Origin of the sequence: Planktotalea arctica, assembly GCF_002105285.1 — a bacterium.
GTDB lineage: Bacteria > Pseudomonadota > Alphaproteobacteria > Rhodobacterales > Rhodobacteraceae > Planktotalea > Planktotalea arctica.
Genome location: NZ_MUHR01000013.1, coordinates 207,450 through 231,815, shown reverse-complemented (window position 1 = coordinate 231,815; position 24,366 = coordinate 207,450). Strand labels below are relative to the sequence as shown.

The following is a 24,366-nucleotide window of genomic DNA, read 5'->3' as shown; positions in this document are numbered from 1 at the left end:
CCAGAGCTGTCCGGGAATTAGTGAAATACCTGTCCGGTAATTACTGAAACGCCTGTCCGGGATTTACTGAAATCCGTGTCCGGGAATTAGTGAAACCCGCACCCACGCCTAGGACGCCGTCATCAATCGCTCATCCTTCTTACCACTGAATCGCCACAAAGGGCCACGTACGTTCCCGACCCGGCCCTCCTCTGCGGCATCTTTAGGTGCTACTTGCTGCCTCGATCTGCGTCTTGCCCAGCATATCCACGGACCCAATTGACCCATATCAGAACCGGATCATAAGGTTGACACGCTAGGGTGTGGCCGATCATCATGTTCGTTCGTGCATCATACTGCGCATTGGAATTAACCGCATATCTCAGAAGGGACTGACTTCCTCACCTGAAATGTCCGGATTACATGGTCAGGTTCACGTTGCGGTTTATGCGGCAGACGAAAATCTAAGAAAGGTAAATCTCCGTCATTCTCTGGAATTTTGCGCCATCAAGGTTTTCGAATGCGGCGCCAGTAATAATGAGTTGCACACTTGCAAAGTCGTCTTGTTTCATTAACTCAACAAAAGGCTGGACAATGAAGTTTTCCTTGTCTGCGATAGCTTCGCCAGAGAATTCACCAGGTACATCAATGATGGACAAACCTGGATAATGACAATCGAGTTTGTTGCTTAAAGATAACAAGCCATAGTGGTACGCCATAAGAAAATACAACGAGTCTGTACCTCCCAGAGCCGATTGCCAGCGACGTCTCCCAACTCTAAAGTTGAAGCCAGATTTTGTTAAATCCACACTGATCCCACTATGTCGCCAAGAACCCGGACGATGTAAGTTAAGAGAATTTAGGTAGTCGTTCATGCCGTTTTCAAGCATGTCAGCCGCAGCGTCGTAATCTAATGAATTAGACAAGGAATCCACTGATTTCTTCAGAGGTGCGATTTTCTTTTCAAGAGCTTCTATCTTTGCATCAAGGCCCTTACCAAGATCTACAGCCGCACCAACCCTACCTAGTTGTCTTTCGCGCTCAATCGCCTCACCCAGTTTCACGTCTATCGCGCTGATTTCCTCCTGTGAAACCGCTGATACAGCTTGCCTGGAAGGCTCAAGTTCTCTTTCAACACTCCTGAGCTCTTCCTCATTTCTGAAGATTTCTGCCGAAAACCGAGTGACATCTTTGGAGAGGAGGCCGACTAGGCTCTCGACTTCGTCCAACTCCCCCTTTAGGCGATCTCGTTCAAAACGAAGTCGAACCTTTCCAAGTCCTTCGACAACTGGCTCTGATGGTAAATGTTGGTGGCATAGAAAACAGTTATCACTTTTTGCACTGACCGATTTAACTGTTTGGTCACAGGCTGGGCAGTGACTTATTCGAATGTCCGAGATGACGGCGCCCGCATCTTCAGCACGCTGTATGCGTGACAACTCGTCAGAAAGCTGTTGTTGGTAACGCTTCATTTCTTCGGTTCGCTCTTGCGCTTTTTTGAGCTCTTCCCGACTCCTTTCAAGTCCAGTCAGCAAGGTAGCACGACGTTCCCCAAGCTTGTTGAGATGCCCCCGAAATTCAGGAGCTATCTCCGAATTTGAACTTCTTTCAAGAATTTCTATACGGCGTTCGCGAAGCCCGGTTACTTCTTCAGAAAGTCGTTCGTGCGCTGCAACCAGTGATGCACTGGTGATGCTAACGGTCATTCCAGGGTCGGCCAAGATGTCCCGTGCAACATCATTAAGTGTTTCACTGTATTGCTCTTTTCTTGCGACCAATTTCCCAAGGTCGATCCTAAGCTGTATGAGTGTCCCGTAGTCCTCAGTGTAGATTGCCTCCGCTAAGCCCAGAAATTGGAGCAAGCATGCATGTTGTTCTCTCTCTGGCTGTTTATCTGCGAGATCACTCCAAAACCTCTGTTGGCGGTAAATATGCCTAAGCAGCATTCGGAAGCTTAATTCCGGCCAAGTTTGGCCTGACATTGGATTTCCCTTTGGGAAGTGCAGGATTGGGATATCTAGTTTGCCCATCAGCCAATGCTGGAATTCTTGGCCCGACTTTCCGTCACCGTCTACGAATACCTTTGAGCGAGCTCCGGCCTCCTGCCACCGCCGCTCAACCGCGAACTCGTCATCACCAATTTTCAAGTAGACACTGGCAGCATCGTATTTGTCGGCCAAATCTGTTTCTTCGTCTGCTTCATATGGGTTCCCACCGGTGTCGCCGAACAAGAAATCAAGCGTCTGAAGCCACTTGGTTTTGCCTGCATTGGGCGGGCCAACTAGCAAATTTACGCCAGTTTGAAATTCCAATAATTCTGTGTTCCCTGTGGAGCGGCGTCGTTCAATTCGAGAGATGCTCAAGTGTTTTTGTGACATTAGTCGATCTTTTCTCCCATCGGACGCTTTCCAACTTCCTCGTCAAAGAGCCGATATATTAGGTCTTTGAGATAGCTGCCTGATTTTCCGCCAAAAACTCGCTTTACTTCACGCATATGACCGACAAGTTGGGAGAAGGAATTCAGTTTGCCTAGCGCCTTAGCTTTTTCAGCGCCAAATTCTGTAAGTGCAATCTGATATGATTTTCCAGACTTACTGATTGAAATTAACCCCTTAGCCTCAAGATGAGCTAGTATATGGTAGTATCTTTTGTCCCATGGTCCGTAATGATGTCTCACCATGGCAGATTCCACTTGTTCGTCATGAGAGTGATTTTCCGGGTTTTCGGCGTCACTGGTTTCCGATGCTTGAGCCGAAGCAAAGAAGTCCGGATATCGCACAAAAAAATCTAGCTTCGCCATTTTGGTCAAGCCGTTGATCCGACCGCGAACACCACATAGGTGCATTAATAGCATTAGACGTGCTGCATGGAATTCGACAATGTCGTCTGCCAAAAGCGGCAGACTTACCGGTTGGCCTCCTAGTCGATCCAGAGACCTCACGCGGAAGCCCCCGTAAAGCGAAGAAGACAGCGATCAGCAATGTCATACAGGCAACCTTTTAGGAAAGCTGATTGATCTTCTTTGTCTACGCTTAGTTCAGAACTTATTTCATCCATGCGTTTAATACAAAGGGCATAGAACTCCGAAGGATTTAATGTGAGTTCCCCAGCCATGTACTGGGCACGCAAAGTTGCAATCTCAGAGCGAGCACGCTGTTGCAGACGGCTTACATCACTTGTGTCTAGGTATTTTGGTGCTCGTGTCTCTTCAGCATATTCTCTACGAAGCTCAATCGCCAAAGCTATTTGATCTTCGGATAGTTTGGCATCTTGCATCTTTGTTTTGAGCTTTCCTCCAGATTGATCCGAGGCGCCATCGAAAATTTCTGTAGTCCTTGCAATCCACCATGTCCTGAGATGAGCGCGCGTGATGATCTTCCGGTGGCCGTCTTTACCCCATTTCAAATCGCCAGCGGTTTTGGCTTTAGACCTCAGTTCGGTTTGCACTACCTCTATTTGCTCAGGCAGTAGGGGCCGCCCCTCGGCTTGCGCCAGCTGGATCAATCTAAGAAGATTGTCGCGTTCGACAGAAGCTTGACTATGGCATACTTCCCAGATGCAATTTTCCAGCCAGAAAGCATAGTCATTTCCCTTTGGGGATTTGAACTCTCCAATGCGAGTTTCAAACTCTTTGGAAAGTTGGATCATACCCAAGACTTCTGCTGCTCGGCCAGGGGCTGAAAAATCATAGGTTAGTGGCCTGAGTTCGCTAACCACGTCCCTAAGTGTAACAATCCTGAATTTGGATATTTCTTTGCATTTGTCGCGTCCCAGTGAAATTTCGGCTATCGAACTGCCGACCTTTTTCTTGTCGCGAGCGCACACATTGGCAACTGACCACAAGGAGTCAGGTTCACCAGCCTTAACCTGAACATACTCAACAGTCCGGTGCGCTTCGCCCTGTAGCTGTCGTACAACTACAATGTCGTCCTGTGTCTCGCAGTGAATTTTCAATATTGTAGGATCTTCGAGCATGCAAATTAGGAGACGCACGGCGACCTCATCCTGGTAACTAAAACCAGTACGAGCAATCGGGCCCCCTTCTTCGTCAGGAACCGCGTCATCTACGGACGGCCAAGAAGCCTGCGTCGTCAATTTTTGTTCCAATTCAAAAACTTACCAATTGCATTCATTAATACACGATAGGTACATATCTTGCTTCACTTATCAATCAGAAAGAGCATTTTCCTGAAAGCAGTCGCCCTTGTTTGCATGCCCGCTAACTCCGCTAACTGGCTAGCTTGCAGTTGTTGTTGATCGGTGCACCCAACACCCACCAAGGAGGTGTCCACACTTTGCCAGCGCACGCGAGATTATTCTTCTTTCCGCGTTTTCTTCCAAACCCTAAACAAATCCCCGTCGGCATCCTTCAATGCCTTTTCGACATCGACCGGTGCAAGAAGTTGTGTGACAGATGCCATTGGGTGGAACTTCGGCGTTTTTGCAGTCCAGTTACCTTTTGCATCACAGTGATGATGTGCAGCGTTAGTGAACATATGCTCTGGCAAAGGAATTTTGGCTTTTGCGTTGTGATAGACATTCAACCTTTCAATCCATGACTCATCATAACCTGGAGCGTTGACAATTCCCTTGAAGTATAAAGGATTTGTTGCATCAGGATCGTGGTCGACTAGAGTGCCTTCACGGATCATGAGAACCTTTCCGTTGCCAAAACCTGCGGACAATCCGATACGATTGAATTTCGAAACTGTTCCGGCAGTAGTTGAAATAACTGCACTGATATTCTCTGCCTCTAGAATGTCAAAGAATCCGGACGGGATGGTCTTTCCTTGCCAGTTATGACTTTCAATCTTGCTCGCGTTTATTGTTGGCCTACCGTTCTGGCCAAAAATAGTGCTATACGAAAAACCAAACAAGTATCGCTCCAAGGCGGATTTTGTATGCACCATTGAGCCTGGAGATGAAAAATCTGCGATAGCCAATACCAGCGGAATTCCAGCAGTATGATCATGTTCCCAGTATTTTTTTCCCAATTTGCTATATAATGGGCTTCCAAACTTGATCGGCATGTAATCCTTCAAATAGGCCGTTTGCTGTTCAGGCGTATCAGTCGGCGGAGGAGGCACAATTTCCTCCCCGTTACGTGTTGGCCCAACGGTTACGGCTTCAATGGCCATTTGACCTTGAAGGCCCGAACAGCAGAAATCAGGAACAGCTTTTTCACGATCAATCACATACCCAAGCTCAATCAACATCGAAAAAAGGTATAGCTCCCAGATACGCTGATCAAATCCAGTCGTTTGAAACTGTTCGACAAAATTTCCGTCAGCATCTTCGTACCAGCGCATCATTGGTTCGATGATTTCTTTGGCTGGAGAAAACGCGCCTTCGTTTACCAAATTCATGAAGTGGGGGTTCAAACGTTCTGGTTCGTGAATCGGTGTGAAGAAATCGACCGGATCACCGACCTCGTCTCCTTGGTGATGCTGCTCGGCGGGGGCGATTAACGCCTCTTGCATTCTCAGCTGTAGTGCATCCAGCGCCTCCTCCTTTGCCCGAAAGAAATCAGTCATTGCCGTCCATCGAAAGCGCAACTTCTTGTCCTGCCCGAACAGGATGCCGGAGAAATCATCGTCTGATCGGTCTCTGATCAGCATTCCCATTATCAAGCCATTCGCGCCTTCAAAGTAAGAGATTTCCTCGCCATAGACTTGCGACATTGGTTGGCGTGCATAGCCGGCTATGGCGTTGAAGCGAGCAATGGAGATTTCTTTCAACTTATGACCCCTTTGATGTCATGAGTTTCGTGTGGAGGGGAGTAATACACGTCAATGTATTGTCACGCTCAACGACTGAATGCAAAACGCAGTCGCCATTGATCAGGCGAATGGCAGGACATTCTGGCGTAACCCATAAGCATTTTGGCAAACTACAACCGGCAGGCACATTTTGCACCCGATTTGTACACCAGCCCAGTTGCCTTACTTTTATAGCAGTCTCGGCGTGGAGCAAATATCATGCATTTCGATCCAACGAGGAAGACCGGCCGTTCGGACATTGCGCAGCGAAGGTGTCGAAAGAGCCCACTTTACCAAAATTCTGCGATGCCGCAAATGTCAGCTGTCGCGGTAAAGGCAAAAACGTTCAGCAACCACTTGTGTTTTGAACGGGGTTTGTGGAAGCATCAAACGAATGCTTTTGCGGGCGTGCCAAATAGGAGGGTTTTTGGTGCGCAAACAGTGAGAGTTGCTTAATTCTGGCGATGTATCTCCGTCGGTGCTATCAACAATAATATGGCACAATCACTTGATCGTCTCGTCGAACGTCAAATCCAGAAAGCTCTCGCGGAGGGCAAACTTCAGGAACTGGAGGGTGAAGGCAAGCCGCTGCCGGATCGCGCAGGCGAAGCGTTTACTGATTTAGCGACTGCCGTTGCTGTCCGCATCATGGCTGAGGCGGGTGTATTGCCCGAAGAGTTCAAGATCAAGAAACTGCTGGATGCCGCAAAGCAGAATTATAGAGATGCGGAAACCGCCGAAACCAAGCATCTCGCAATGGCTTTAATTGCCGACTTAGAACAACGATACAACATTGCCGTTGATGCCCGCCGACGATTTATGTCGTCATAGTAAGGGCTTTCATAGACTTTAGATGCACCCGAATGGCCTCCCAAAAACGACCGTTTGTTGAACGGTTAGTCGGACCGGGCATTGATGCACTTGCAGCGAAGGTCTCAAAAGTCCCGCAGTCAGTAAGTTTATTCATGACGCAGCGAACGGCATTGTTCCCTGAACCGGCCACCCGTGAACATCGCAGCGAAGGTACTGAAAGAGCCCACTTTGCATGATGCTGCGATGTGGATGAAAGTCCGCAATGGGGGGCGGCTCTGATCCGCTAATCACTCGGCAACATTGCCCGAGGAGTCATACTGACTGAGGGAACTTCTTCTGATAGTCTCAGAACATGAGCAATCCAACCAAACCTGCACATCAGAAGATCTCGTTCGTCACAGCCAAGGATGGGACTCGTATCGCAGTTGCAAGAATGGGTAAGGGCCCAACCATTCTCAAGGCGGGCAATTGGCTAAGCCATGCGACCCATGATGGTGAAAGCCCTATCTGGCGGCACTGGCTGCAAGAGCTTTCCCGGGATCACCAATTCATCAGATATGATTTGCGCGGTTGCGGGCTTTCGGATCGGGATGTCGAAGACATTAGTTTTGATGCTTGGCTGTCCGATCTGGAAGCGGTGGCGAACACCATTGACGGACCTGTTACACTTCTGGGCCTGTCACAAGGGTGCGCACTTTCCATAGCATTCGCCCTGCGGCACCCCAAAAAAGTGGAGCGGCTCATTCTGATTGGATCATATGCTCAGGGCATGCTGGCGCGTGGTGACGCCACAAATACACAACTTGAGGCGGATACCCTTGCAAACCTGGTCCGACTTGGGTGGGGCAAAGAAGTGCAAGCCTTTAATCAGGTGTTTACCCACCTCTTTGTTCCATCTGGTACGCCAGAACAGCATAGTTGGTGGCGACGCCTTGAAAGAGAGAGCGCATCGCCAGAAATCGCGCTCCGCACATTGGAGATCCTGCATAAGATTGATGTTTTGGCAGATGCAGCAAAGCTCGACGTGCCCGCCCTCATTTTTCATGCAAACGACGATGCGCGCATTCCCTTTGATGAGGGCCGCAAGCTGGCCGCCGTCATTGCTGGCGCCCAGTTTGTTGCGCTGGACACCGCAAACCACATCTTACTCGAAAATGAACCTGCCTGGGAGGTGTTCCTCAAAACGCTCCGTGCTTTCTTGCCTGAGACAATGACACATCGTCCAGTCCGTGCCGCTTACCATCTGACCAATGCCGAAGAAGATGTTGTTGCACTGGTGGCCAAAGGAATGGGGAACCACGAAATTGCCGCCGTTCTAGGGAAGTCCGAAAAAACGGTGCGTAATCAAATCACTGTGGCACTCGACAAAGTCGGTGTGCGCAGCAGATCAGAATTAATCGTGAAGATTCTTTCTGACGGATAGGACATTCGCCCCAAGGGTTTGCGCATCAATGACTTGCAACTGGGACATCCGCCTCATGCGGGATTTTCGTCTGTGTGGTTGATTGCTCCTATCAATCACAGATGGGAACAGCACATGTACAGTAATATCGAATTTGCGTCGGAGGGCGCGACGTTACAAGGCAGACATTACCACTCGGCTGGGAACGCAAGACCTACAGTCATCATGGCCCACGGCACCAGTGCTACGATCACAATGGCGATCGATCGCTATGCTGAAGCCATCTTTGAGGCCGGATTTGATGTTCTCCTGTATGATCACAGAAATTTCGGTCTAAGCGGTGGTGAACCAAGGCAAGAGATAAACCCCTGGGTGCAGGCGCGCGGATACCGTGACGCCGTGGCGTTTCTCAGAGAGTCCCTGCAAGCGGACCGTGTTGCTCTTTGGGGGGATAGCTACGCCGGTGGCCTCGTTTTGGTCGCAGGTGCCCTCATCGAAGACGTTTCTGCCGTCGTGGCGCAAATACCCTCGTGCGGCGCAACTTGGCCTCAGGGTCCAACGGAGGGCACCGCCTTCGATACCCTTCGCGACCTATTTGAAAGCGCGGATGTGCGCGGTGAGCCGGCAGACGTTGCTGGCCCTATGCCTGTGGTCTCGCTTGATCAGATAAACGCTCCGTCGCTGCTCGCGCCGCCACAAGCGTTTCGATGGTTTCTGGAGTATGGTGGTCGGCACGGCAGCGGCTGGGAAAACAAGGCGACGCGGGTCATCCCGAAGACGCCGGTCCCCTGCTCTCCTTTGATTGCCGCTCCTCACCTTAACATGCCAGTCCTGATGATGAACGGTAGGAATGATGAGATGTTTCACTGCAATCCAGAACTGCAAAACGCTGTATTCGATAGGATAGCGGGACCAAAAGAGAAAGTCATTATTGACGGCGGACACTTTGGCCTTTTGTGGGAGGATAGTCCGAACTTCCTGAAAGCCATAAACACGCAAATCGAATTTCTCAAACGGGTGCTTTAGCACTTAATTCCAGCAGCGGACCTTGGCGCAACAGCAGTGAATTAACACTATGTCCGCACATTGGACCTTAAGATTTCACCGGGGCTACGGCGGCTTTGCGGACCCTTTACTACTTTTGTGCAAAATTCTTGAACTTCCATCCAAAGCCCCCTTCGACCGCGTCTGCGTTGTGTTGAGCTTTCTCTCCAAATCAGCAACCCGCTCGATCACGGCATCGAAAGGCGGCGCTTGTCCGAAGATCATGCCCGACATCGCGCGGTAGTCGCGGCGCAGATCATCGAGCATTTTTCCAACGGGACTGATGGAAAATGTCGGCGCCACTGCGGTCGCGAGATCAAAGTCCGGGCGGTTGAAAAACATGCGCGCGTGGGCAACGCAGTCGGCACCAAGCGCGCGATCCGCCAAAGCTCTCTCGCCGAGGTCCGACCCCAGAAGTTGATAGGTATCGTAATAGTGTCGCGACACGCGCTGACCGCTTCCTTTCAGTTCTCCACGGATGTCGAACCAGCGGCGCAGGCCATGCAGGATCACGATCTTGTCCCAAAATGTCCGTTCCGCGTCGACGATGGTGACATTCCCAACAGTCAGATCAATATCCGGAACGTCTTCCGCCAGATAAGGAGTAATTTTGCGCACAGAATTGGGATCAAGTGCGGATTTTGCACCAGACTCGATTTTCACGGCCTTGGCGATGTAGGCATCGACCGGTGTCGCGGTTGGATACCGCAGGTACAACGCCTGGCTGTCTTCTGGATCAGGCTCGATAAAGAACCGAGCTGGGTTCAGGCCGTTTCGTCCGGCAACGTCCGAAACAATCTCGTTTAGCCCGCCAAAGAACTGGCCCTGGATGTAAGTTTCGCACGCAGCCTTGATCGCATACAGCGCCTTGCCGCGTTTCTTGCCGCTCAAGGCCTCAAGCTCTTCTATGGTTGCGGCTTCTCTGAGATCGTCCCGGAACACTGTGACGTCAATATCCTCCGAGAACCGGCGGATTAGCCCAAAGCCCTTTGACAAGGACGTGCCACCCTTGAACAGAAGCCTTGGCCCGTCCGGCAATCCGTTGAACAGCGCGTCGAGGGTCCAACAAACCCAAAAGTCCTTTTCGACATTCTGCGGTGTGGTGCCCAAGCGCTGCGCTGTCGTCGTGAAAAGGCCAAGACGAGTCTCATCATCCGCCGAGATGATGCGGTCGAACGCAGGGTTCACGCGGCACCTGCCTGCTCTGCCAGGATCGGGCGCAACAAGCTTTGCATCCAACTCGGCAATGTCGTTAGCCCGTCCTCTAGATCGTCGCGAAGGCGCTTGCCTTTCGTCGGATCCTTGAGAAGCGCCGTCAGGCGGCGGATCAGGACCTGATCCTCGTCAGACTGGCCCATCGTATCCCGTAGCCAATGCAGAGCTTGGACAATGCGCATAGCTGGCCGTCCGGCCCAATAGAGCTTGCTGGCAGCTGTTGGTTTGAACACGATGTCGAGCTGGCCAAGGGAGATCGATTTCAATCGGGCATCCGTATGCACCAGGATCTTGGCCGGGACAGCATTGGTGAGACCCAGATCGTTGGCGGCCGTCATCCCATCGACAAGGACGCGTATCTGATCTCGGCGTGCAATGGCATCAATCACTTCGCGAGGATCTGCCGGGCTGTCTTTCTGGGTCAGGCGATTGGTCGACGGTTGATCGTAGAGGCCACGATCCACCCGGCGCAGAGCTCCTGCCCGCGTCAGTCGTTGCAGCACTTTGTCCACGGCATCACGCTCGCCGAGATCCAGAAAATCCCTCGGCGTCCAAACGCCCCGCGGCGTGCCATTCGTAATCCGTGTCAGGATATCGCTCTTTAGATCTGTTGATGCATGTTCCATGTCCGAAATCTGTAGCATGATTTCGGACATGATGGAAGTGACTTGTCCGAAATTTGCATACAAGCATCGGACACCTGAGTTCAACAACCAGAGTTCCAAAAAGGAAGCGTTCATCCCCCAAAGCCATCGGAGTGAGAGAGTGGAGGCTGTTCCCGTGACGGGTTTGGAGGTCGAGAGAGAGGCTCCCGACCGCCCGTCGCGGGAGATACCCAATGAATACCCAAATTATCGATGCCGGGCGTAACGCCAGTGGCGGTTACAAGGTTGATGTGTCACGCGGTGAAAACGTGGATCGCGTCTCGTCGGAGTGGTTCTCGCGCCCCGATGATGAGCGATACCTGTCCCTCGACGACCTCTTCGCGTCTGTGAAAACCCGCGCTGAGCAGAGCCGAACACGGACCGTGGAGAGTGCCGCGATCCGGGTCGAGGCGCATCGCGATGACCCCGAGAAACTGGGGTTGGTCCTACCCGGGGCCGACGAACCAATCGCGCCGACGCATTGGAGCTTTGGACAATTGTCGAGCATTGTCGGCGCGCCTGCCGCCTATCTGCGTCAGTTGCCCGCACCGCTTGCAGGCATCAACCTGCAATATGGGCTGACCAACCACCGGGCAGAGCAGATCAAGACCATGGAGGTCGCGAACGGGCGCACGGAACTGCGTGCCGTCACCGGCCCCGACTATGGGCGCATCTACGACCACGAACTGGTCTCCGCCGTGCAACGCATCGCGGGCAACGGCACCGGTGATACGCGCTGGAAGGTGCCGGGCGTGCTGGATTGGTCTACGGGCATCTACAATCCGCGTGTGGACGTGACCAAGGAAACAACAACGCTCTATGCCTCGGATCGTGATGTGTTCCTGTTCCTGGTCGACGACATGAACCCGATCGAGGCGGGGATCCTGCCCGATGGTTCGCCAGACCTCTATTTCCGCGGGTTCTATTGCTGGAATTCGGAAGTCGGTGCCAAAACGCTGGGCATCGCCAGCTTCTACCTCCGTGCCGTCTGCCAAAACCGCAACCTCTGGGGCGTCGAGGATTTCCAAGAGATCAAAATCCGTCACTCGAAATATGCCGCATCCCGTTTCGCGCATGAGGCCGCCCCGGCCCTCAAGAATTTCGCCAACTCATCGCCCGCGCCCTTCATCGACGGCATCCGCGCCGCGCGCGAGAAGATTGTCGCCCGCAACGACGACGATCGGTCCGATTTTCTGCGCAAGCGCGGGTTCTCGAAAGCAGCGGCGTCGACAATCATCGACGCCGTCCTGACCGAAGAAGACCGCCCGCCCGAAAGCGTCTTTGATTTCGTGCAGGGCATCACGGCGGTCGCGCGCAACAAACCCCAGCAAGACGCGCGGTTGGAAATGGAAACCCGCGCCAAGAAGCTTCTGGAAGCTGCCGCCTGAACAACGTCGCACCCAGATTGTCCCGGTCCGTCCCTTCCCCAGAGGAAGAGGTGGGTCGGGTTTTTCGTGACGGGTTTGAAGGTCGAGAGAGGTTCCCGACCGGCCCGTCGCGGAGAACCCCGATGACCAAGCAACAGAAAATCACCCTCAGCGCCTCGCGCGATATCCCCTTCAACAAGCTCCTGCTCAGCCAGTCCAACGTCCGTCACACCAAGGCGGGTGTGTCGATTGAGGAGCTGGCCGAGGACATCGCCCGGCGCACCCTGCTGGCCAGCCTGACGGTCCGGCCCGTTCTGGACGAGAGCGGCGCAGAGACTGGCATGTTCGAAATCCCGGCGGGCGGGCGGCGTTTCCGGGCGCTGGAATTTCTCGTCAAGCAGAAACGCCTCAATCGCACCGCACCTGTGCCCTGCATCATCCGCACAGACGGCCTCGCCGAGGAAGACAGCTTGGCGGAAAATATCCAGCGCGCGCCTTTGCATCCACTCGACCAGTTTCGCGCCTTTCAGGCGATGCCCGAGAAGGGCAAGAGCGAGGAAGAGATCGCGGCCGCGTTCTTCGTCTCGGCCAGCATTGTCAAACAGCGGCTCAAGCTTGCCGCCGTCGCGCCGTCCCTGCTCGACGCCTATGCCGAGGAGGAAATGACTCTCGACCAGCTGATGGCCTTCACGGTCAATCCCGACCACGAACGGCAGGAACAGGTCTGGGAAGCGTTGCAGCGGCACTACTCCAAGCAGCCCTATGAAATCCGCCGCATGCTCACAGAAGGCGCGGTGCGCGCCTCCGACCGTCGCGCGCAATATGTCGGGCTGGACGCCTATGTGGATGCGGGCGGTGCGATCCTGCGCGACCTGTTCCAGACCGATGATGTTGGTTGGCTGCAGGATGCCGGACTGCTCGGCCTGATGGTCACCGAAAAGCTGCGCGAAGATGCCGAGGCCATTCAGGCCGAAGGTTGGCACTGGTTCGAGGTGGATACCGACTTTCCCTATGGCCACACCTACGGCATGCGGCGCATGGCGGGTGAGGTCGAACCGATGACCGACGAGGAAGTGGCGACCTACGATGCGCTCAAGACGGAGTTCGAGAAACTTGAGGCAGATCATGCCGATGCCGACGAATTGCCAGACGAGGTCGATGCGCGGTTGGGCGAGATCGAGACGGCGATGGAGACGTTGCAGGATCGTCCGGTCCGCTTCGAGGAGGACGAGTTGGCAATCGCCGGGGCCTTCGTCAGCATCGACAGTTCGGGGCGGCTGCGCGTCGAACGCGGCTATGTGCGTCCGGAAGACGAGCCGGCCCTTCCCTCTGAAGATCAACCTGACGCGGGTACAGCCGATGCGGATGTTGATGACGCCGACATTGATCCTGACGCCGGAGCACCACATGACGAGGAGGACGAAGACGACGGCATCAAACCGCTCTCTGACCGCCTCGTCACGGAACTGACGGCACATCGAACGCTGGCCCTGCGCGACGCACTTGCGGGCGATCCACATATCGCCTTCGTGGCAGCCCTGCATGTGCTGACGCTCAAGCTGTTCTACCGCTACGGCCTCAACAGCTGCATCGAGATCGACCCGCGCAGCGCCGCCTTCTCCGCCCAAGCCCCCGGTCTGGCCGATACCCCCTCGGCACAGGCCATCGAGGCGCGGTCTGAGAACTGGGTCAAGCACCTGCCCAAAGCTCCGGAAGACCTGTGGGAGGTGCTGATCGACTTCGACAGTGACAGCCGTCAGGCCCTCTTCGCCCATTGCGTGTCGCTGACGCTCAACGCGGTGCAAGCGGCCTACAATCGCCGCCCTGGGGCACTTGCCCATGCCGACATTCTGGCCACTGCGCTGAGGCTCGACATGGCCGCAGTGGGCTGGACACCAACGGCGGAGGCCTACCTGTCACGCGTGACCAAGGCGCAGATTCTCGAAGCGGTGCGGGAGGCCAAAGGTGACGATGCCGCTAACCGGATCACGGGCTTGAAGAAGCCTGAGATGGTGACTGCCGCCGAAGAGTTGCTGCATGGGACCGGCTGGTTGCCCGAACCACTGCGCACACCGGGCGACGATGCCACAGTATCAGAAGCGGATAAGCCAGCGGTAGCCGAGACCGGCGCTGACAGCCCCATCGAAGCAGCGGATATACCCGGTGCGGACGATACGCCTGAGGTCGAACCGGTCGCAGCCGAGTAGCTCAGTCTCCCTCAACCAACCATGGACCCGGCCCTCACGCCGGGTCCTTCCTCTTTTATAGCAAGAGCACTCCGATGACCGAACCAGACACCACACCCGCCTCGACCTTCGACTTCGCCGTTTGGGAAGCTGAACGTCGCACAATTGAAACGCCAAAAATGGCCCCAATCGCAGCGGAGCGCCGAAATGACGGCAATTGGGCTATCGACCAAGACGATGGCCCCGGCCATCCTGACGATACGAGGCAGGACAAGCAGTGCACCGCCGCGGAATGACAACGTACTCCCCACTGGGTCCTCCGCGAGGTGGGCCCTTTTTTCATTGGAGGTATCAATATGTCCCGTTCCATTGTCGATCTGACCGAAGCGCTCGCCAGCGATGCTGAAGCTGTTTGTCGGCACTACCTATCGAACGGGCATCGTGAAGGCGGTTACTGGATGGTTGGCGATGCCCGCAACACGCCCGGACGCTCCCTGTTTGTCCGTCTCAAAGGGCCGCTTTCCGGCAAAGGTGCTGCAGGGAAATGGACCGATGCAGCCACCGGAGAGCATGGCGATCTGCTCGACATCATACGCGAGACCTGCGGTTTCGTCGATTTTGCCGATATCGCACAAGAGGCCCGGCGATTTCTCAGCCTGCCGCCTCCAAAACGCCCAGACGACATAGCGTCCCGATCTGATCCCGCACCGACCGGATCGCCGAAAGCAGCCAAGCGGCTCATTGCCATGTCGCAGCCGATTGCGGGGACGCTGGCCGAAGAATACCTGCACAACCGTGGACTGACAGCATTGAACAACACCGCAAGCCTGCGGTTTCATCCGCGATGCTACTACCGACCAGATCGGCATTCCGAGACCGAAATCTGGCCCGCCCTCATCGCATCGGTCACCGATCTCAATGGCGCGATCACCGGCGCACATCGCACGTGGCTTGATCCGAACGGCTTCTCGAAGACAAACTTGGGCAAAGCCCCAATCGACACGCCTCGCCGTGCGATGGGCAATTTGCTCGGCCACGCTGTCCGGTTTGGCACCGCACGCGATGTCATGGCAGCAGGTGAAGGCATCGAAACCATTCTGTCGCTCAGAATTATCCTGCCCAATCTGCCGATGGCCGCAGCGCTGTCCGCTGCCCATCTTGCCTCCATCCGCTTCCCACTGTCCCTCCAACGCCTCTATATCGTCCGTGACAACGATCCAGCCGGCGATGGTGCATCGGCTCGCCTGACCCAACGCGCCGAAGAGGTAGGCATCGAGGCTATCCCCCTGTCACCGCAGTTCGGTGATTTCAACGACGATCTCCGCCTGCTTGGAGCCGATGCCCTCCGAAACGCGCTTCGGGTCCAGATCGCGCCGGAAGACGTCGCCCGCTTCATGGATGCTGCAGCTTTGACCGCGAACGAGGCCGCACCCGGCTAGTGCACCCCCGCTGTGACCAGCAAGGGAGGTGCCCCCAGCTCGGTGGGACGCGCGACCCCGGCCTTCTTGGGAGGGCGACCGGACGGCAAACGGAACGGACCCGCAACGCCTGCGCCCGGTTCTTTTCCGGCGGCGGCAGAGCCGCCTTTCCATCGCGAGCCAAAAGAACCGGCCTCCAGCCTCCTCCGCTGCGCTGCGGCCCATGCGGGTGCAGGTCCGCCCCGCCTGCCCTCTTTCGGCGCCATGAAGGCCGCGGCGGTCGCGGTCAAACCGACGAAGGAGCACACCATGTATGCCGATCCCCACCACACAGATGCCGAGCCACACCACGACGCGTCCCCCACCCACGCCATCTGCAGCGATCTGGAACTCTACGGCTACCGTCATTCCGAAAACGACCCCGACCCCCGCGACGTACCCGAAGATCGCCTGATCGCAGGTGCCGTCAGCGACATCTTCGACGCCCTTGTCGCCACGATGGCCGACACCAGCCTCGATGCCGATCTCGACGAGATGCTCTGGTCGGCAGTCAACATGTTCCATCGCGCGACCGACCGGATCGAACGCAAACTCGACGACAACGAACAGGCGCAAAAACGCCGCCAGCGCGAACAGGACGGCTCAGAGGTCAAATCCGTCCAGCTCGAACATCTGATCGCGACCGGCCAAACGCTCCTCAACCGCCGCGACTGCATGGAGATCTTCCGCGACCATGCCGCCGAGCATTATCTGCGTCTGACGGGCTCCCCTTGGGCGACCCGCACCGGATCACGGGTCAATCACCGCAATCTCACTGCGGCCATGATCGACAGTCGGGACTTCCTTGCCGCAAAAACCCGAGCAGATACTGAAGTCTATCTGCCAGCAGGAACCAAAATTGCCTTCACCGGTGGGCTCGAGTTCAATGATCACCGATTGATCTGGGATACCCTCGACAAGGTTCATTCCAAGCACACCGACATGGTGCTGCTGCATGGCGGATCGCCGCGCGGTGCCGAACTGATCGCTGCCAAATGGGCCGAGACCCGCAAGGTCACACAAGTTGCCTTCAAGCCCGACTGGACGCGCCACGCCAAAGCCGCCCCCTTCAAGCGCAACGATCAGATCCTCGACGTCCTGCCCATCGGCGTCATTATCTTCCCCGGCACAGGCATCCAAGATAATTTCGCAGACAAGGCCCGCAAGCTCGGCATCAAGGCCTTTGATTTTCGCAAAGGGTGCAGCGCGTGAGCGCTGCATTTACGAGCAATACTGAACATCCAGATGCCAATACGCTCCAGACACTACCCGTGACACCGATCAGGTCTCACTGTCCGAGTTCGCGTCACGCTGGTCCCATTGAAACTTCAGTTCGAAGGCGTGTGATCAGTTGCAAATTCTCGCCGATCACTCCCGGTCACAATGCTCAAGACTACCAAAAACCCGCTTTTTGAACTACCATTCGGTTGCGCTGAGGTGGTGGTGGATGGCGTAATCATTCAACCGATTAGCACGGAGGCATTCACCATGCTTGTTCTCAATATCGTCCTCTTGCTCGTCACCGTCGGGTTTCTCTGTTGGCTCGTGTTCACCCTAGCCGTCTATGCGTTGCCACTGCTCGCGGGCGTCACGGTCGGAGTGTGGGCCTATGAGACTGGAACGGGGGCCGTCGGGGGGGTCCTTTTGGGCGCAGTTGCCGCAGGTGCCGTGGCGATTGTCGGCCAACTTGCGTTCGCTTTCGCACGGCCCCTCTGGGTCCGCGCCCTCGTTGCAGCCTTCTTTGCAGGTCCCGCTGCGATTGCCGGGTATGCGGCGACCCTTGGCATCACCAGATTCGCGATGCCGTCCTAAACATGGCAGATAGTCGTCGCAATCATCGGTGCTGTGGCAGTCGGCTTCACCGCATTGTTTCGGATAGCAGGCGTAGCCCCACCCGATCCACGCACGGAAATAGCCAGCGAAGCTTAGCCGCATGGGTTTGGCCGGAAAGAAGATCAGGGCCGTCGCTTAACTCTCGATGTTTTCGATGAGTGACCGAGTGGGGACCGCTGGGATGGGCAGCTTGAGCCATGACGTAGCGGGGCCACCTCGATTGTCTTCAAGGCAGTTCCGTTCAACGCGGCACGTCACAGTCTGTGGCGGCAGCGGTCTCGCAAAGGCTGTTTGGAACTATGAAGCTCCAGGTCATTTGGCCTGAATCGCGAGACGATTGTCGGAAATTCGGTCGTGCCTGACCCCATGGGGTGCCTATGGGTGCCAAGGTCTCCACTGATCATCTCTGCCTTGGTCGACCGCTCCATATGGCCTCGTCAATGGACTGATCTGGCCGAAGGACGGCTGCGCCTCGACCGCCTAAGGCTCAACGGGGTTGGTCGACTTTCTTCCCCAGTCGGCTGCGCCGCCATTCCTCGCGCGACAAGAAAGTCTCCCGTCCCCGTCCTCCACTGATGTTCCGGCCCGTGCCGGGTGAGCCGCCGGTCGCCTCCGGCCTGTCGATCTCCATCGAGGCCGCAATGGTGCGGGCTCGAAAACATCTGATCAAGGAGAACCACAATGGCAACCATCGGCACCTTCAAGAAGTCCGGCACCGAATACACCGGCGAAATCGTCACCCTCAACGTTCAGGCCAAGAACGTCCGCATCGTTCCCGAAACCAGCCAGACCAGCGAGAACGCCCCAAGCCACCGCGTCCTCGTGGGCCGCGCCGAAATCGGAGCCGCCTGGTCGAAGACCTCCAACGAAGGCCGCGCGTATCTGGGCCTCAAGCTGGACGATCCGAGCTTCACCGCTCCGATCTACGCCAACCTCTTCGACGAGGAGGACGGCGACGCCTACAGCCTGATCTGGTCCCGCCCGGTCCGCCGCAACGGCGACTGAGCCACCGCAGCACAACCCCGCCCGGACGCACCGGGCGGGGACACGCACTTCAAGACCCAACCGAATCGGATTGGGCGATTTCCGCCAAACACCTGCTCAAAAACAGATAATCACTCGCCATCAACGCCAAGAACGACTAATATAGTCGTAGTTCTGGCGTGCGCAGATGTGTCCGTGGAGGTGATCATGCATGATCACCGCCCGACAAACACGGGCCGCGCGCGCGTTACTTGGTTGGACTCAGGAAACGCTCGCTGAACGGGCCCTGGTCTCATTGACCGCGTTGAAACGCCTCGAGTCGCCCCACGGCAAGCGGGTCTTCGAGTCGACCGATGATCAGGTGCGCCGGGCGCTTGAAGCCGTCGGCATCGTATTTCTGACGACCGCTCAAGGCGAAGGTGTGTTGATTAACGAGTCCGATGAGGTTGGCAAAGGAACCCGTTAGAGCAGATTGCTCAACCAGTTGACTGCGTCATTGCATGAAATTGGGGGCTCCGGCGCGCGAAGGTTGGAAATGGTTAACAGACGCTTCAATCGGCAGTAACGTGCCGAACAAGGGGGGCACGTTGACGAACGCAGACTTCCTTGATGCACCGCCTGAAAGTGCGGTTCTGACAGATTACGACCGGACGCATGTCACACTCTACATGCGCCTCTTGGACGCCTATGCCGACAGTGCGGATTGGCGAGAGGTCGTGTCCGTCCTGTTTTCGCTTGATCCCTCCATTGATCCTGAACGTGCGCGGCACATTCATGACAGCCATCTGGCCCGCGCTCACTGGATGACCGAGCATGGATATCGGCAACTTTTGGGTAAATCACCGCGCTGATCCAGCAGAATTCTGCCAGTGCCCCTATTTTACGCACTTTGCCAGCTTGTTTCGACTCGCCATTTTATTGAAACTCTAACCCTTAAACCAATGTGCCCGTCCGGAGGATTGAAATGCCCCGAGACCCATCGCGTTGGCGCTCGGCATCAGAGTATGACTATGTCGAATCCCTGACGGCACCGGACCTCGCATGGGAATGGTTGCGTCGAAATACGGACTACCAGCACGAGTATGCCCGCGCCACTGAGAGGAAAGAGGACCCCCGTGATCTGACGCACATGATGCGTCGGTCTTGGGGGTTACGATTTCCCGATCAATCCCCAGCGGACTGCCCTGCAGGCGGTTGTCTATTGGCAGCCTGAGACAGATCCGGGCACGGTGATCCTTTCGTCCAGATCGCCAATCGCAGGTCTTCAACCCGTCAAATTCCCGCCGGTCGAACCGGACACCACCATGCGCGACCCGGATGGAACGAGTTTGACTTTGTCCGATGACCTTGGAGCGCTGCGCGTTCTGTTCATTGATGACGCAGGGCCCGACACGCCCCTCGTGGCGGTCATACCGCTCGATGACGCCGTTCTGGATCGCATCGAAGCAGCCCTCCGCCTCTGGCGCATGCTACAGGGTCGTCCGTCAGCGCCGAATGGACGACTGACTGCGCAGCGTCGTCAAAGGTTGCGCCGGATGCTGCAGGCAATTGACGGGCACATCGATGGGGCGAGTTACCGCGACATTGGAAAAGTCCTCTACGGCAAATCCCGCATTGCCGCAGACGTCTGGAAGACCTCGGCGCTGCGGGACAGCACGATCAGCCTCGTCCGGGACGGTCGGGCCATGATTGATGGCGGATATCGCAGCCTTTTGCGTCAGCGCCGCCGGAAGTAACACGCGACCATTCATATTGCGCATGCATCTAAGTGGTGTTCGCGGCTGGAGCTGTGACTGGGTCAAAGGGGTGCGATTTTTGCACCCTTTACTTCCCCATCCCCCTTCCCAGTTCTTCTTCGCCATCGTGGCCGCAATCCGCCGCCCCTCTCAGGTGGCTGCATTGGAACCCACGGAGGCCCGATCATGCCAGCAAATACAACCGACTTGCCGCCACGCTACCTACGCACGCCCGAAGCGGCGCGTTTTCTCAGCCTGTCCGGCCGCACATTGGAAAAACACCGCACTTATGGGACAGGCCCCGCGTACCACAAGCTTGGCGGACGGGTCGTCTATTCCATCGAAGATCTGCAAGCCTGGGCCAATCGCGGTGCCGTCACATCGACGTCTGACCCGCGCGGGTCAGTCCTACCGGCCAAACATCATGACCCTGTCGCGCTGACCCGCTCCGGCAGCCAGTCACGCTGATCCGTCGGACGGAGCTCTGTCATGGTCAAACGTTCCCTCCTCTCCTCCGAACGGGGTCAGCTTGAGCTGTTTCGGGCGCACGGCACCGCTCTTGCCCCGCGCGATGCGCAGGATCTGATGGCCTATCCGTTCTTCAGCCTCGCCAAATCGCGGCGCACCCAACCCATCGACTACGCAGTGTCAGGGGTTGTGATCCGTGTTGAGGCCGTGGCCGAACACGGCATGGCGACGATCTGGGACGCAGATATTCTGATCTGGGCCGCCAGCCAAATCGTCGAAGCGCGCGACGCAGGCTTGCGCACTTCCCGCCTGATGGCCGCAACCCCTTACGAAATCCTCACCTTCATCGGACGCGGCGTGAGCGCGCGTGACTATCAGCGCCTGAAAGCCGCATTGGACCGCCTGCAATCCACCGCCATTGCAACGACCATCCGCCAATCCAGCGAAGGCCGGCGGCACCGTTTTTCCTGGATCAACGAATGGGTCGAGCGTTTCGATCTTCAAGGCAGGCCTGCAGGCCTCGAATTGATCGTGCCGGACTGGTTCTACAATGCTGTCCTTGACGATGCGCTGATCCTAACCATCGACCGCGCCTATTTTGACCTCACCGGTGGCTATGACCGCTGGCTTTATCGCCTCGTGCGCAAGCACGGTGGCCGCCAACGCAACGGCTGGCAGTTCGAATTCCGCCATCTCTATCTGAAATCCGGCAGCCTCTCGCCATTCAAGCGCTTCGCCTTCGAGTTGCGCGGCATTGTTCACCGCCAGCCCCTGCCCGGTTACAGTTTGTGGATCGAAATCGGGCCCCGAGGACAGACACTCCTCGCATTCGCGCCCGTCACCTGTGGACAACCTGTGGATGGCCTCGTGCCATCGGGAACCAGCCCTATCGTGCCATCGGGAACCGATGGCTCGTGCTTTCAGGAACCGAAAGCCGCCCTAACCCAAGACACACAAGCAGAAAATCCGGCCCCTAACTTAGAATCTAACACAGATTCTAACTTTGGTAGTAGGGACCGCCGCGTAGAGGAAAACGACGCCCAGACGCGCGACGCCAGCATCGCGGAGACCCGCGATGACCAGTGAACACCATCACACCCGACCAGTCACCGGTACGCGCAATGATCTGAGCACCTGCGCACTAACGCATGTCGAGTTGCTCTGGATCGAAGGTAAGATCGAATACTGGATCCGCTTCGGGCGCGTCGCGAAAGAACGAATTCTGGATCGCCATCGACGCATCATCAGCTTTGCGCCAGACCGTATCTTTGCCTTAGTCCGTTGGCGGTCGAACGACTATGGAACGATCATGTCGCGCATCGACATCCTAAGGGCCGTCGATCCCAGTGAACCGCATCAAACCTTACCGTACGTCCGGCCGGGGGGTGAAAGTCTCCTGCGCCTGACAGGCTGGCCAAAGGTCCAGCAAGTGCTGCAAGCGACCGACACCATCGAAGCGCTCGGCATCAATCCCGCAGACGTCGCGCAGGACTATTGGCGTCATGTCCACAACCGGATTGCGGCGGGTGAACCTCCGCGCGTGTACACAATCCAACGACATATGGCTTGGATCAAGCGCCGGAGGGCCAGTCAATGACGCGCCGCATCTGGGCAAGTGTCGTGTTCATCGCAGTCGGAGCGATTGCCGTTTCAACTGCCGTCGCAATGCCAACGCTGTTCCTCTGGAATGCCAGCCCCTCCGTCCCAATCGGCCTCTATCGTCTGCAGTCGATCGACCATCTTGGCCCGCGCGATCTCGTCGCCGTGACTGCGCCCGACCCGATCGCCGCATTCATCGCGGACCGGGGCTATCTGCCACCAGATATCCCACTTCTCAAACATGTCGCCGGCCTGCCGGGACAGATCGTTTGCCGGTTTGACCGCAGCATCACGGTCGATGGAATCAGTCTGGGAGAGGCGCAGCAGACCGACAGTCACGGGCACCAAATGCCCGTCTGGCAAGGCTGCCGCCGCATCACATCCGACCAAGTTTTCCTCATGAATCCGCATGTCGAGACCAGCCTCGACGGTCGTTATTTCGGACCGATCCCGCGTAACGCCCTCCTCGCCGAAGCAATCCCAATTTGGACCGCCGAAGATCACGCCGCGCACCAACCATCGTCGTCCGATGTGATCGACGACACCCTATTCACAATCACCAGCACGCCCTGAAAGGAAAACCTCATGGCACATATCGGACAGTTCACCCGCACCAGAGACGGCTATTGCGGTCGATTAAAAACCCTCACCCTTGATATCGAGCTGACGCTCATTCCGACCGACCACAACGATGCAGAGAATGCGCCCGACTACCGCGTGCATATCGGCACAGACGACCAAAGCGTGGAAGTCGGTGCGGGCTGGAAACGCACTGGCGAGAAGGCTGGGGCTTACGTCTCGGTGCTGATTGACGACCCAGCATTGCCGCATCCAATCAACGCCAATCTGTTCCACTCCGTGCAGGACAATGAACTCTACCTCCTCACCTGGAACCGGCCCTCGAAGCGCCGCGACCGGTCCTGATCAGATGCGCAACCCACAACCAAACCGAACGTGCAGGTGGCAATCACCCACACGACTTTTGCCACTCCTCCTTCTTTCCGGACTGCTTGTGAATGCCGCCCCACCGACACCTGTACATGCTCAGAACTTTGCGGCAGAGCGTTCATCCGCGCATCCTCATGCCGACCATATCGCCGAAGCGTCGCAGCGTTTCGATATTCCAGAGCATTGGATCAGGGCGGTGATGGAGGTGGAAAGTGCGGGTCGGGTGACAGCAGTCTCGTCCGCCGGAGCATTGGGTCTGATGCAGATCATGCCCGGCACCTGGACGGAACTGCGCCTCCGCCACCGTCTCGGCAACGACCCCTTCGAGCCCCGCGATAACATCCTCGGCGGCACGGCTTACCTGCGCGAGATGTACGATCTCTTCGGCGCGCCGGGCTTTCTCGCCGCCTACAACGCGGGTCCAAACCGCTATGCGGAGCATCTCGCGACGGGACGTCCACTGCCGCGCGAAACCCGCGCCTACGTCGCGATGCTTGCGCCGATGATCGGATCAGAGTTTCCGCCGGGCAGCCGTCATACTACCGTACGACCGACGGATTGGCGTGACGCCGCGCTCTTTGTAGCGCCTGTCGATGGTGCACCGACTACATTTCCAGCGCAAATAAACCGTCAACCTGACGCTGATCCGAGAGCCCAGGAAACGCATGCCCTTGCCCCGCCCCCGGATCGTCCGGACGGGATATTCGTCACACCATCTCGCTCGGATCCCTCGCAATGATGGGCATGAGGCGAAATCGCACCGCAGAGGTCTACCGCACAGTCTGGCGTATCAAGAGGTGTGCAACAGACGACAGAGGAAGGGGATGGCGAGATAAAAGGGCACGATGTGTGCCGCGGTTGTGGAGAGTGATTTCAGAGACTTACGTAGAGAACTCACGAGGTGCGCATCATCAGCGCAGCCTGCGGCCTAG

27 protein-coding genes are annotated in these 24,366 nt (G+C 56.4%); 20 read left to right on the top strand and 7 right to left on the bottom strand.

What is annotated here, in order from left to right; genetic code table 11:
* Window positions 1–443 precede the first annotated feature (443 nt).
* The 4 genes from B9P63_RS14505 to B9P63_RS14490 all read right to left on the bottom strand — a co-directional run bounded on the left by B9P63_RS14505 (window position 444) and on the right by B9P63_RS14490 (window position 5,717).
* Window positions 444–2,357, bottom strand: coding sequence for a coiled-coil domain-containing protein (locus B9P63_RS14505; RefSeq protein ID WP_139816267.1), 1,914 nt, complete (start codon window positions 2,355–2,357; stop codon window positions 444–446).
* Window positions 2,357–2,872: a hypothetical protein gene (locus tag B9P63_RS14500; protein WP_217806512.1), complete on the bottom strand. Its 516-nt coding sequence runs from the start codon at window positions 2,870–2,872 to the stop codon at window positions 2,357–2,359. Before B9P63_RS14500 ends, B9P63_RS14505 begins: the two co-directional genes overlap by 1 nt.
* 44 nt (window positions 2,873–2,916) lie before the next feature.
* Window positions 2,917–4,086 carry a dsDNA nuclease domain-containing protein gene (locus tag B9P63_RS14495; RefSeq protein ID WP_085310033.1) on the bottom strand — a complete coding sequence of 390 codons (1,170 nt, stop codon included), beginning with the start codon at window positions 4,084–4,086 and terminating at the stop codon, window positions 2,917–2,919.
* A 206-nt stretch (window positions 4,087–4,292) separates the two neighbouring features.
* The gene (locus B9P63_RS14490; RefSeq protein ID WP_085310031.1) at window positions 4,293–5,717 is read right to left on the bottom strand and encodes a hypothetical protein; all 1,425 of its coding nucleotides are present in this window, start codon (window positions 5,715–5,717) and stop codon (window positions 4,293–4,295) included.
* A gap of 516 nt (window positions 5,718–6,233) precedes the next feature.
* Between B9P63_RS14490 and B9P63_RS14485 the strand changes: the two genes are divergently transcribed.
* The 3 genes from B9P63_RS14485 (at window position 6,234) to B9P63_RS14475 (ending at window position 8,979) form a co-directional block, all read left to right on the top strand.
* The gene (locus tag B9P63_RS14485) at window positions 6,234–6,569 is read left to right on the top strand and encodes a DnaJ family domain-containing protein (protein ID WP_085310029.1); all 336 of its coding nucleotides are present in this window, start codon (window positions 6,234–6,236) and stop codon (window positions 6,567–6,569) included.
* Window positions 6,570–6,903: 334 nt separating this feature from the next.
* The gene (locus B9P63_RS14480) at window positions 6,904–7,974 is read left to right on the top strand and encodes an alpha/beta fold hydrolase (RefSeq protein ID WP_085310027.1); all 1,071 of its coding nucleotides are present in this window, start codon (window positions 6,904–6,906) and stop codon (window positions 7,972–7,974) included.
* A 72-nt stretch (window positions 7,975–8,046) separates the two neighbouring features.
* Entirely contained in the window at window positions 8,047–8,979 is a 933-nt protein-coding gene (locus tag B9P63_RS14475; protein WP_139816265.1) for an alpha/beta hydrolase, read from the top strand.
* Between the two features lie 84 nt (window positions 8,980–9,063).
* Here B9P63_RS14475 and B9P63_RS14470 read toward each other — a convergent pair whose 3' ends face one another.
* Together B9P63_RS14470 and B9P63_RS14465 are read right to left on the bottom strand one after the other, a co-directional pair.
* A complete protein-coding gene (locus B9P63_RS14470) occupies window positions 9,064–10,185 on the bottom strand; it encodes a nucleotidyl transferase AbiEii/AbiGii toxin family protein (protein WP_085310023.1) in 1,122 nt (373 codons plus the stop codon).
* Window positions 10,182–10,838 carry a DUF6088 family protein gene (locus tag B9P63_RS14465; protein ID WP_085310077.1) on the bottom strand — a complete coding sequence of 219 codons (657 nt, stop codon included), beginning with the start codon at window positions 10,836–10,838 and terminating at the stop codon, window positions 10,182–10,184. Before B9P63_RS14465 ends, B9P63_RS14470 begins: the two co-directional genes overlap by 4 nt.
* A gap of 212 nt (window positions 10,839–11,050) precedes the next feature.
* Here B9P63_RS14465 and B9P63_RS14460 point away from each other — a divergent pair, with 212 nt between their 5' ends.
* From B9P63_RS14460 to B9P63_RS14445, 4 genes are all read left to right on the top strand, one after another.
* On the top strand, window positions 11,051–12,244 hold the full coding sequence (locus tag B9P63_RS14460; RefSeq protein WP_085310021.1) for a DUF932 domain-containing protein: 1,194 nt from the start codon (window positions 11,051–11,053) through the stop codon (window positions 12,242–12,244).
* Between the two features lie 122 nt (window positions 12,245–12,366).
* Entirely contained in the window at window positions 12,367–14,430 is a 2,064-nt protein-coding gene (locus tag B9P63_RS14455) for a ParB/RepB/Spo0J family partition protein (RefSeq protein ID WP_085310020.1), read from the top strand.
* A 74-nt stretch (window positions 14,431–14,504) separates the two neighbouring features.
* Window positions 14,505–14,705, top strand: a complete 201-nt coding sequence (locus B9P63_RS14450) for a hypothetical protein (RefSeq protein WP_085310018.1) — start codon at window positions 14,505–14,507, stop codon at window positions 14,703–14,705.
* A gap of 60 nt (window positions 14,706–14,765) precedes the next feature.
* On the top strand, window positions 14,766–15,848 hold the full coding sequence (locus tag B9P63_RS14445; RefSeq protein WP_085310016.1) for a DUF7146 domain-containing protein: 1,083 nt from the start codon (window positions 14,766–14,768) through the stop codon (window positions 15,846–15,848).
* Here B9P63_RS14445 and B9P63_RS14440 read toward each other — a convergent pair.
* Window positions 15,845–16,138, bottom strand: a complete 294-nt coding sequence (locus B9P63_RS14440) for a hypothetical protein (protein ID WP_176219164.1) — start codon at window positions 16,136–16,138, stop codon at window positions 15,845–15,847. The genes B9P63_RS14445 and B9P63_RS14440 overlap by 4 nt on opposite strands.
* Here B9P63_RS14440 and B9P63_RS14435 point away from each other — a divergent pair.
* The 13 genes from B9P63_RS14435 to B9P63_RS14375 all read left to right on the top strand — a co-directional run bounded on the left by B9P63_RS14435 (window position 16,137) and on the right by B9P63_RS14375 (window position 24,173).
* On the top strand, window positions 16,137–17,078 hold the full coding sequence (locus B9P63_RS14435; RefSeq protein ID WP_217806511.1) for a DUF2493 domain-containing protein: 942 nt from the start codon (window positions 16,137–16,139) through the stop codon (window positions 17,076–17,078). The two genes, B9P63_RS14440 and B9P63_RS14435, sit on opposite strands and share 2 nt — an antisense overlap.
* Before the next feature lie 276 nt (window positions 17,079–17,354).
* Complete coding sequence (locus B9P63_RS14430; RefSeq protein WP_245830694.1) at window positions 17,355–17,678, top strand: hypothetical protein; 324 nt, start codon at window positions 17,355–17,357, stop codon at window positions 17,676–17,678.
* A gap of 702 nt (window positions 17,679–18,380) precedes the next feature.
* Window positions 18,381–18,704 carry a DUF736 domain-containing protein gene (locus tag B9P63_RS14425; protein WP_085310010.1) on the top strand — a complete coding sequence of 108 codons (324 nt, stop codon included), beginning with the start codon at window positions 18,381–18,383 and terminating at the stop codon, window positions 18,702–18,704.
* Window positions 18,705–18,894: 190 nt separating this feature from the next.
* Complete coding sequence (locus tag B9P63_RS14420; RefSeq protein WP_085310008.1) at window positions 18,895–19,149, top strand: helix-turn-helix domain-containing protein; 255 nt, start codon at window positions 18,895–18,897, stop codon at window positions 19,147–19,149.
* Between the two features lie 121 nt (window positions 19,150–19,270).
* Window positions 19,271–19,534 carry a DNA -binding domain-containing protein gene (locus B9P63_RS19455; RefSeq protein ID WP_281252357.1) on the top strand — a complete coding sequence of 88 codons (264 nt, stop codon included), beginning with the start codon at window positions 19,271–19,273 and terminating at the stop codon, window positions 19,532–19,534.
* A 113-nt stretch (window positions 19,535–19,647) separates the two neighbouring features.
* On the top strand, window positions 19,648–19,896 hold the full coding sequence (locus tag B9P63_RS19650) for a transcriptional regulator domain-containing protein (protein WP_085310004.1): 249 nt from the start codon (window positions 19,648–19,650) through the stop codon (window positions 19,894–19,896).
* Window positions 19,897–20,017: 121 nt separating this feature from the next.
* Window positions 20,018–20,419: a DUF2285 domain-containing protein gene (locus tag B9P63_RS14405; RefSeq protein ID WP_245830692.1), complete on the top strand. Its 402-nt coding sequence runs from the start codon at window positions 20,018–20,020 to the stop codon at window positions 20,417–20,419.
* Between the two features lie 186 nt (window positions 20,420–20,605).
* Window positions 20,606–20,887, top strand: coding sequence for a helix-turn-helix transcriptional regulator (locus tag B9P63_RS14400; RefSeq protein WP_085310000.1), 282 nt, complete (start codon window positions 20,606–20,608; stop codon window positions 20,885–20,887).
* Between the two features lie 21 nt (window positions 20,888–20,908).
* Window positions 20,909–21,973 (top strand): replication initiator protein A, encoded by a 1,065-nt coding sequence (locus B9P63_RS14395; protein ID WP_085309998.1) that lies wholly within the window; start codon window positions 20,909–20,911, stop codon window positions 21,971–21,973.
* Window positions 21,963–22,484 (top strand): DUF2840 domain-containing protein, encoded by a 522-nt coding sequence (locus B9P63_RS14390; protein ID WP_085309996.1) that lies wholly within the window; start codon window positions 21,963–21,965, stop codon window positions 22,482–22,484. Before B9P63_RS14395 ends, B9P63_RS14390 begins: the two co-directional genes overlap by 11 nt.
* Window positions 22,481–23,059 carry a S26 family signal peptidase gene (locus B9P63_RS14385; RefSeq protein ID WP_085309994.1) on the top strand — a complete coding sequence of 193 codons (579 nt, stop codon included), beginning with the start codon at window positions 22,481–22,483 and terminating at the stop codon, window positions 23,057–23,059. Before B9P63_RS14390 ends, B9P63_RS14385 begins: the two co-directional genes overlap by 4 nt.
* A 12-nt stretch (window positions 23,060–23,071) precedes the next feature.
* Window positions 23,072–23,410, top strand: a complete 339-nt coding sequence (locus B9P63_RS14380) for a DUF736 domain-containing protein (protein WP_085309992.1) — start codon at window positions 23,072–23,074, stop codon at window positions 23,408–23,410.
* 88 nt (window positions 23,411–23,498) lie between these two features.
* The gene (locus B9P63_RS14375; protein ID WP_342743602.1) at window positions 23,499–24,173 is read left to right on the top strand and encodes a lytic transglycosylase domain-containing protein; all 675 of its coding nucleotides are present in this window, start codon (window positions 23,499–23,501) and stop codon (window positions 24,171–24,173) included.
* Window positions 24,174–24,366: the final 193 nt, after the last annotated feature.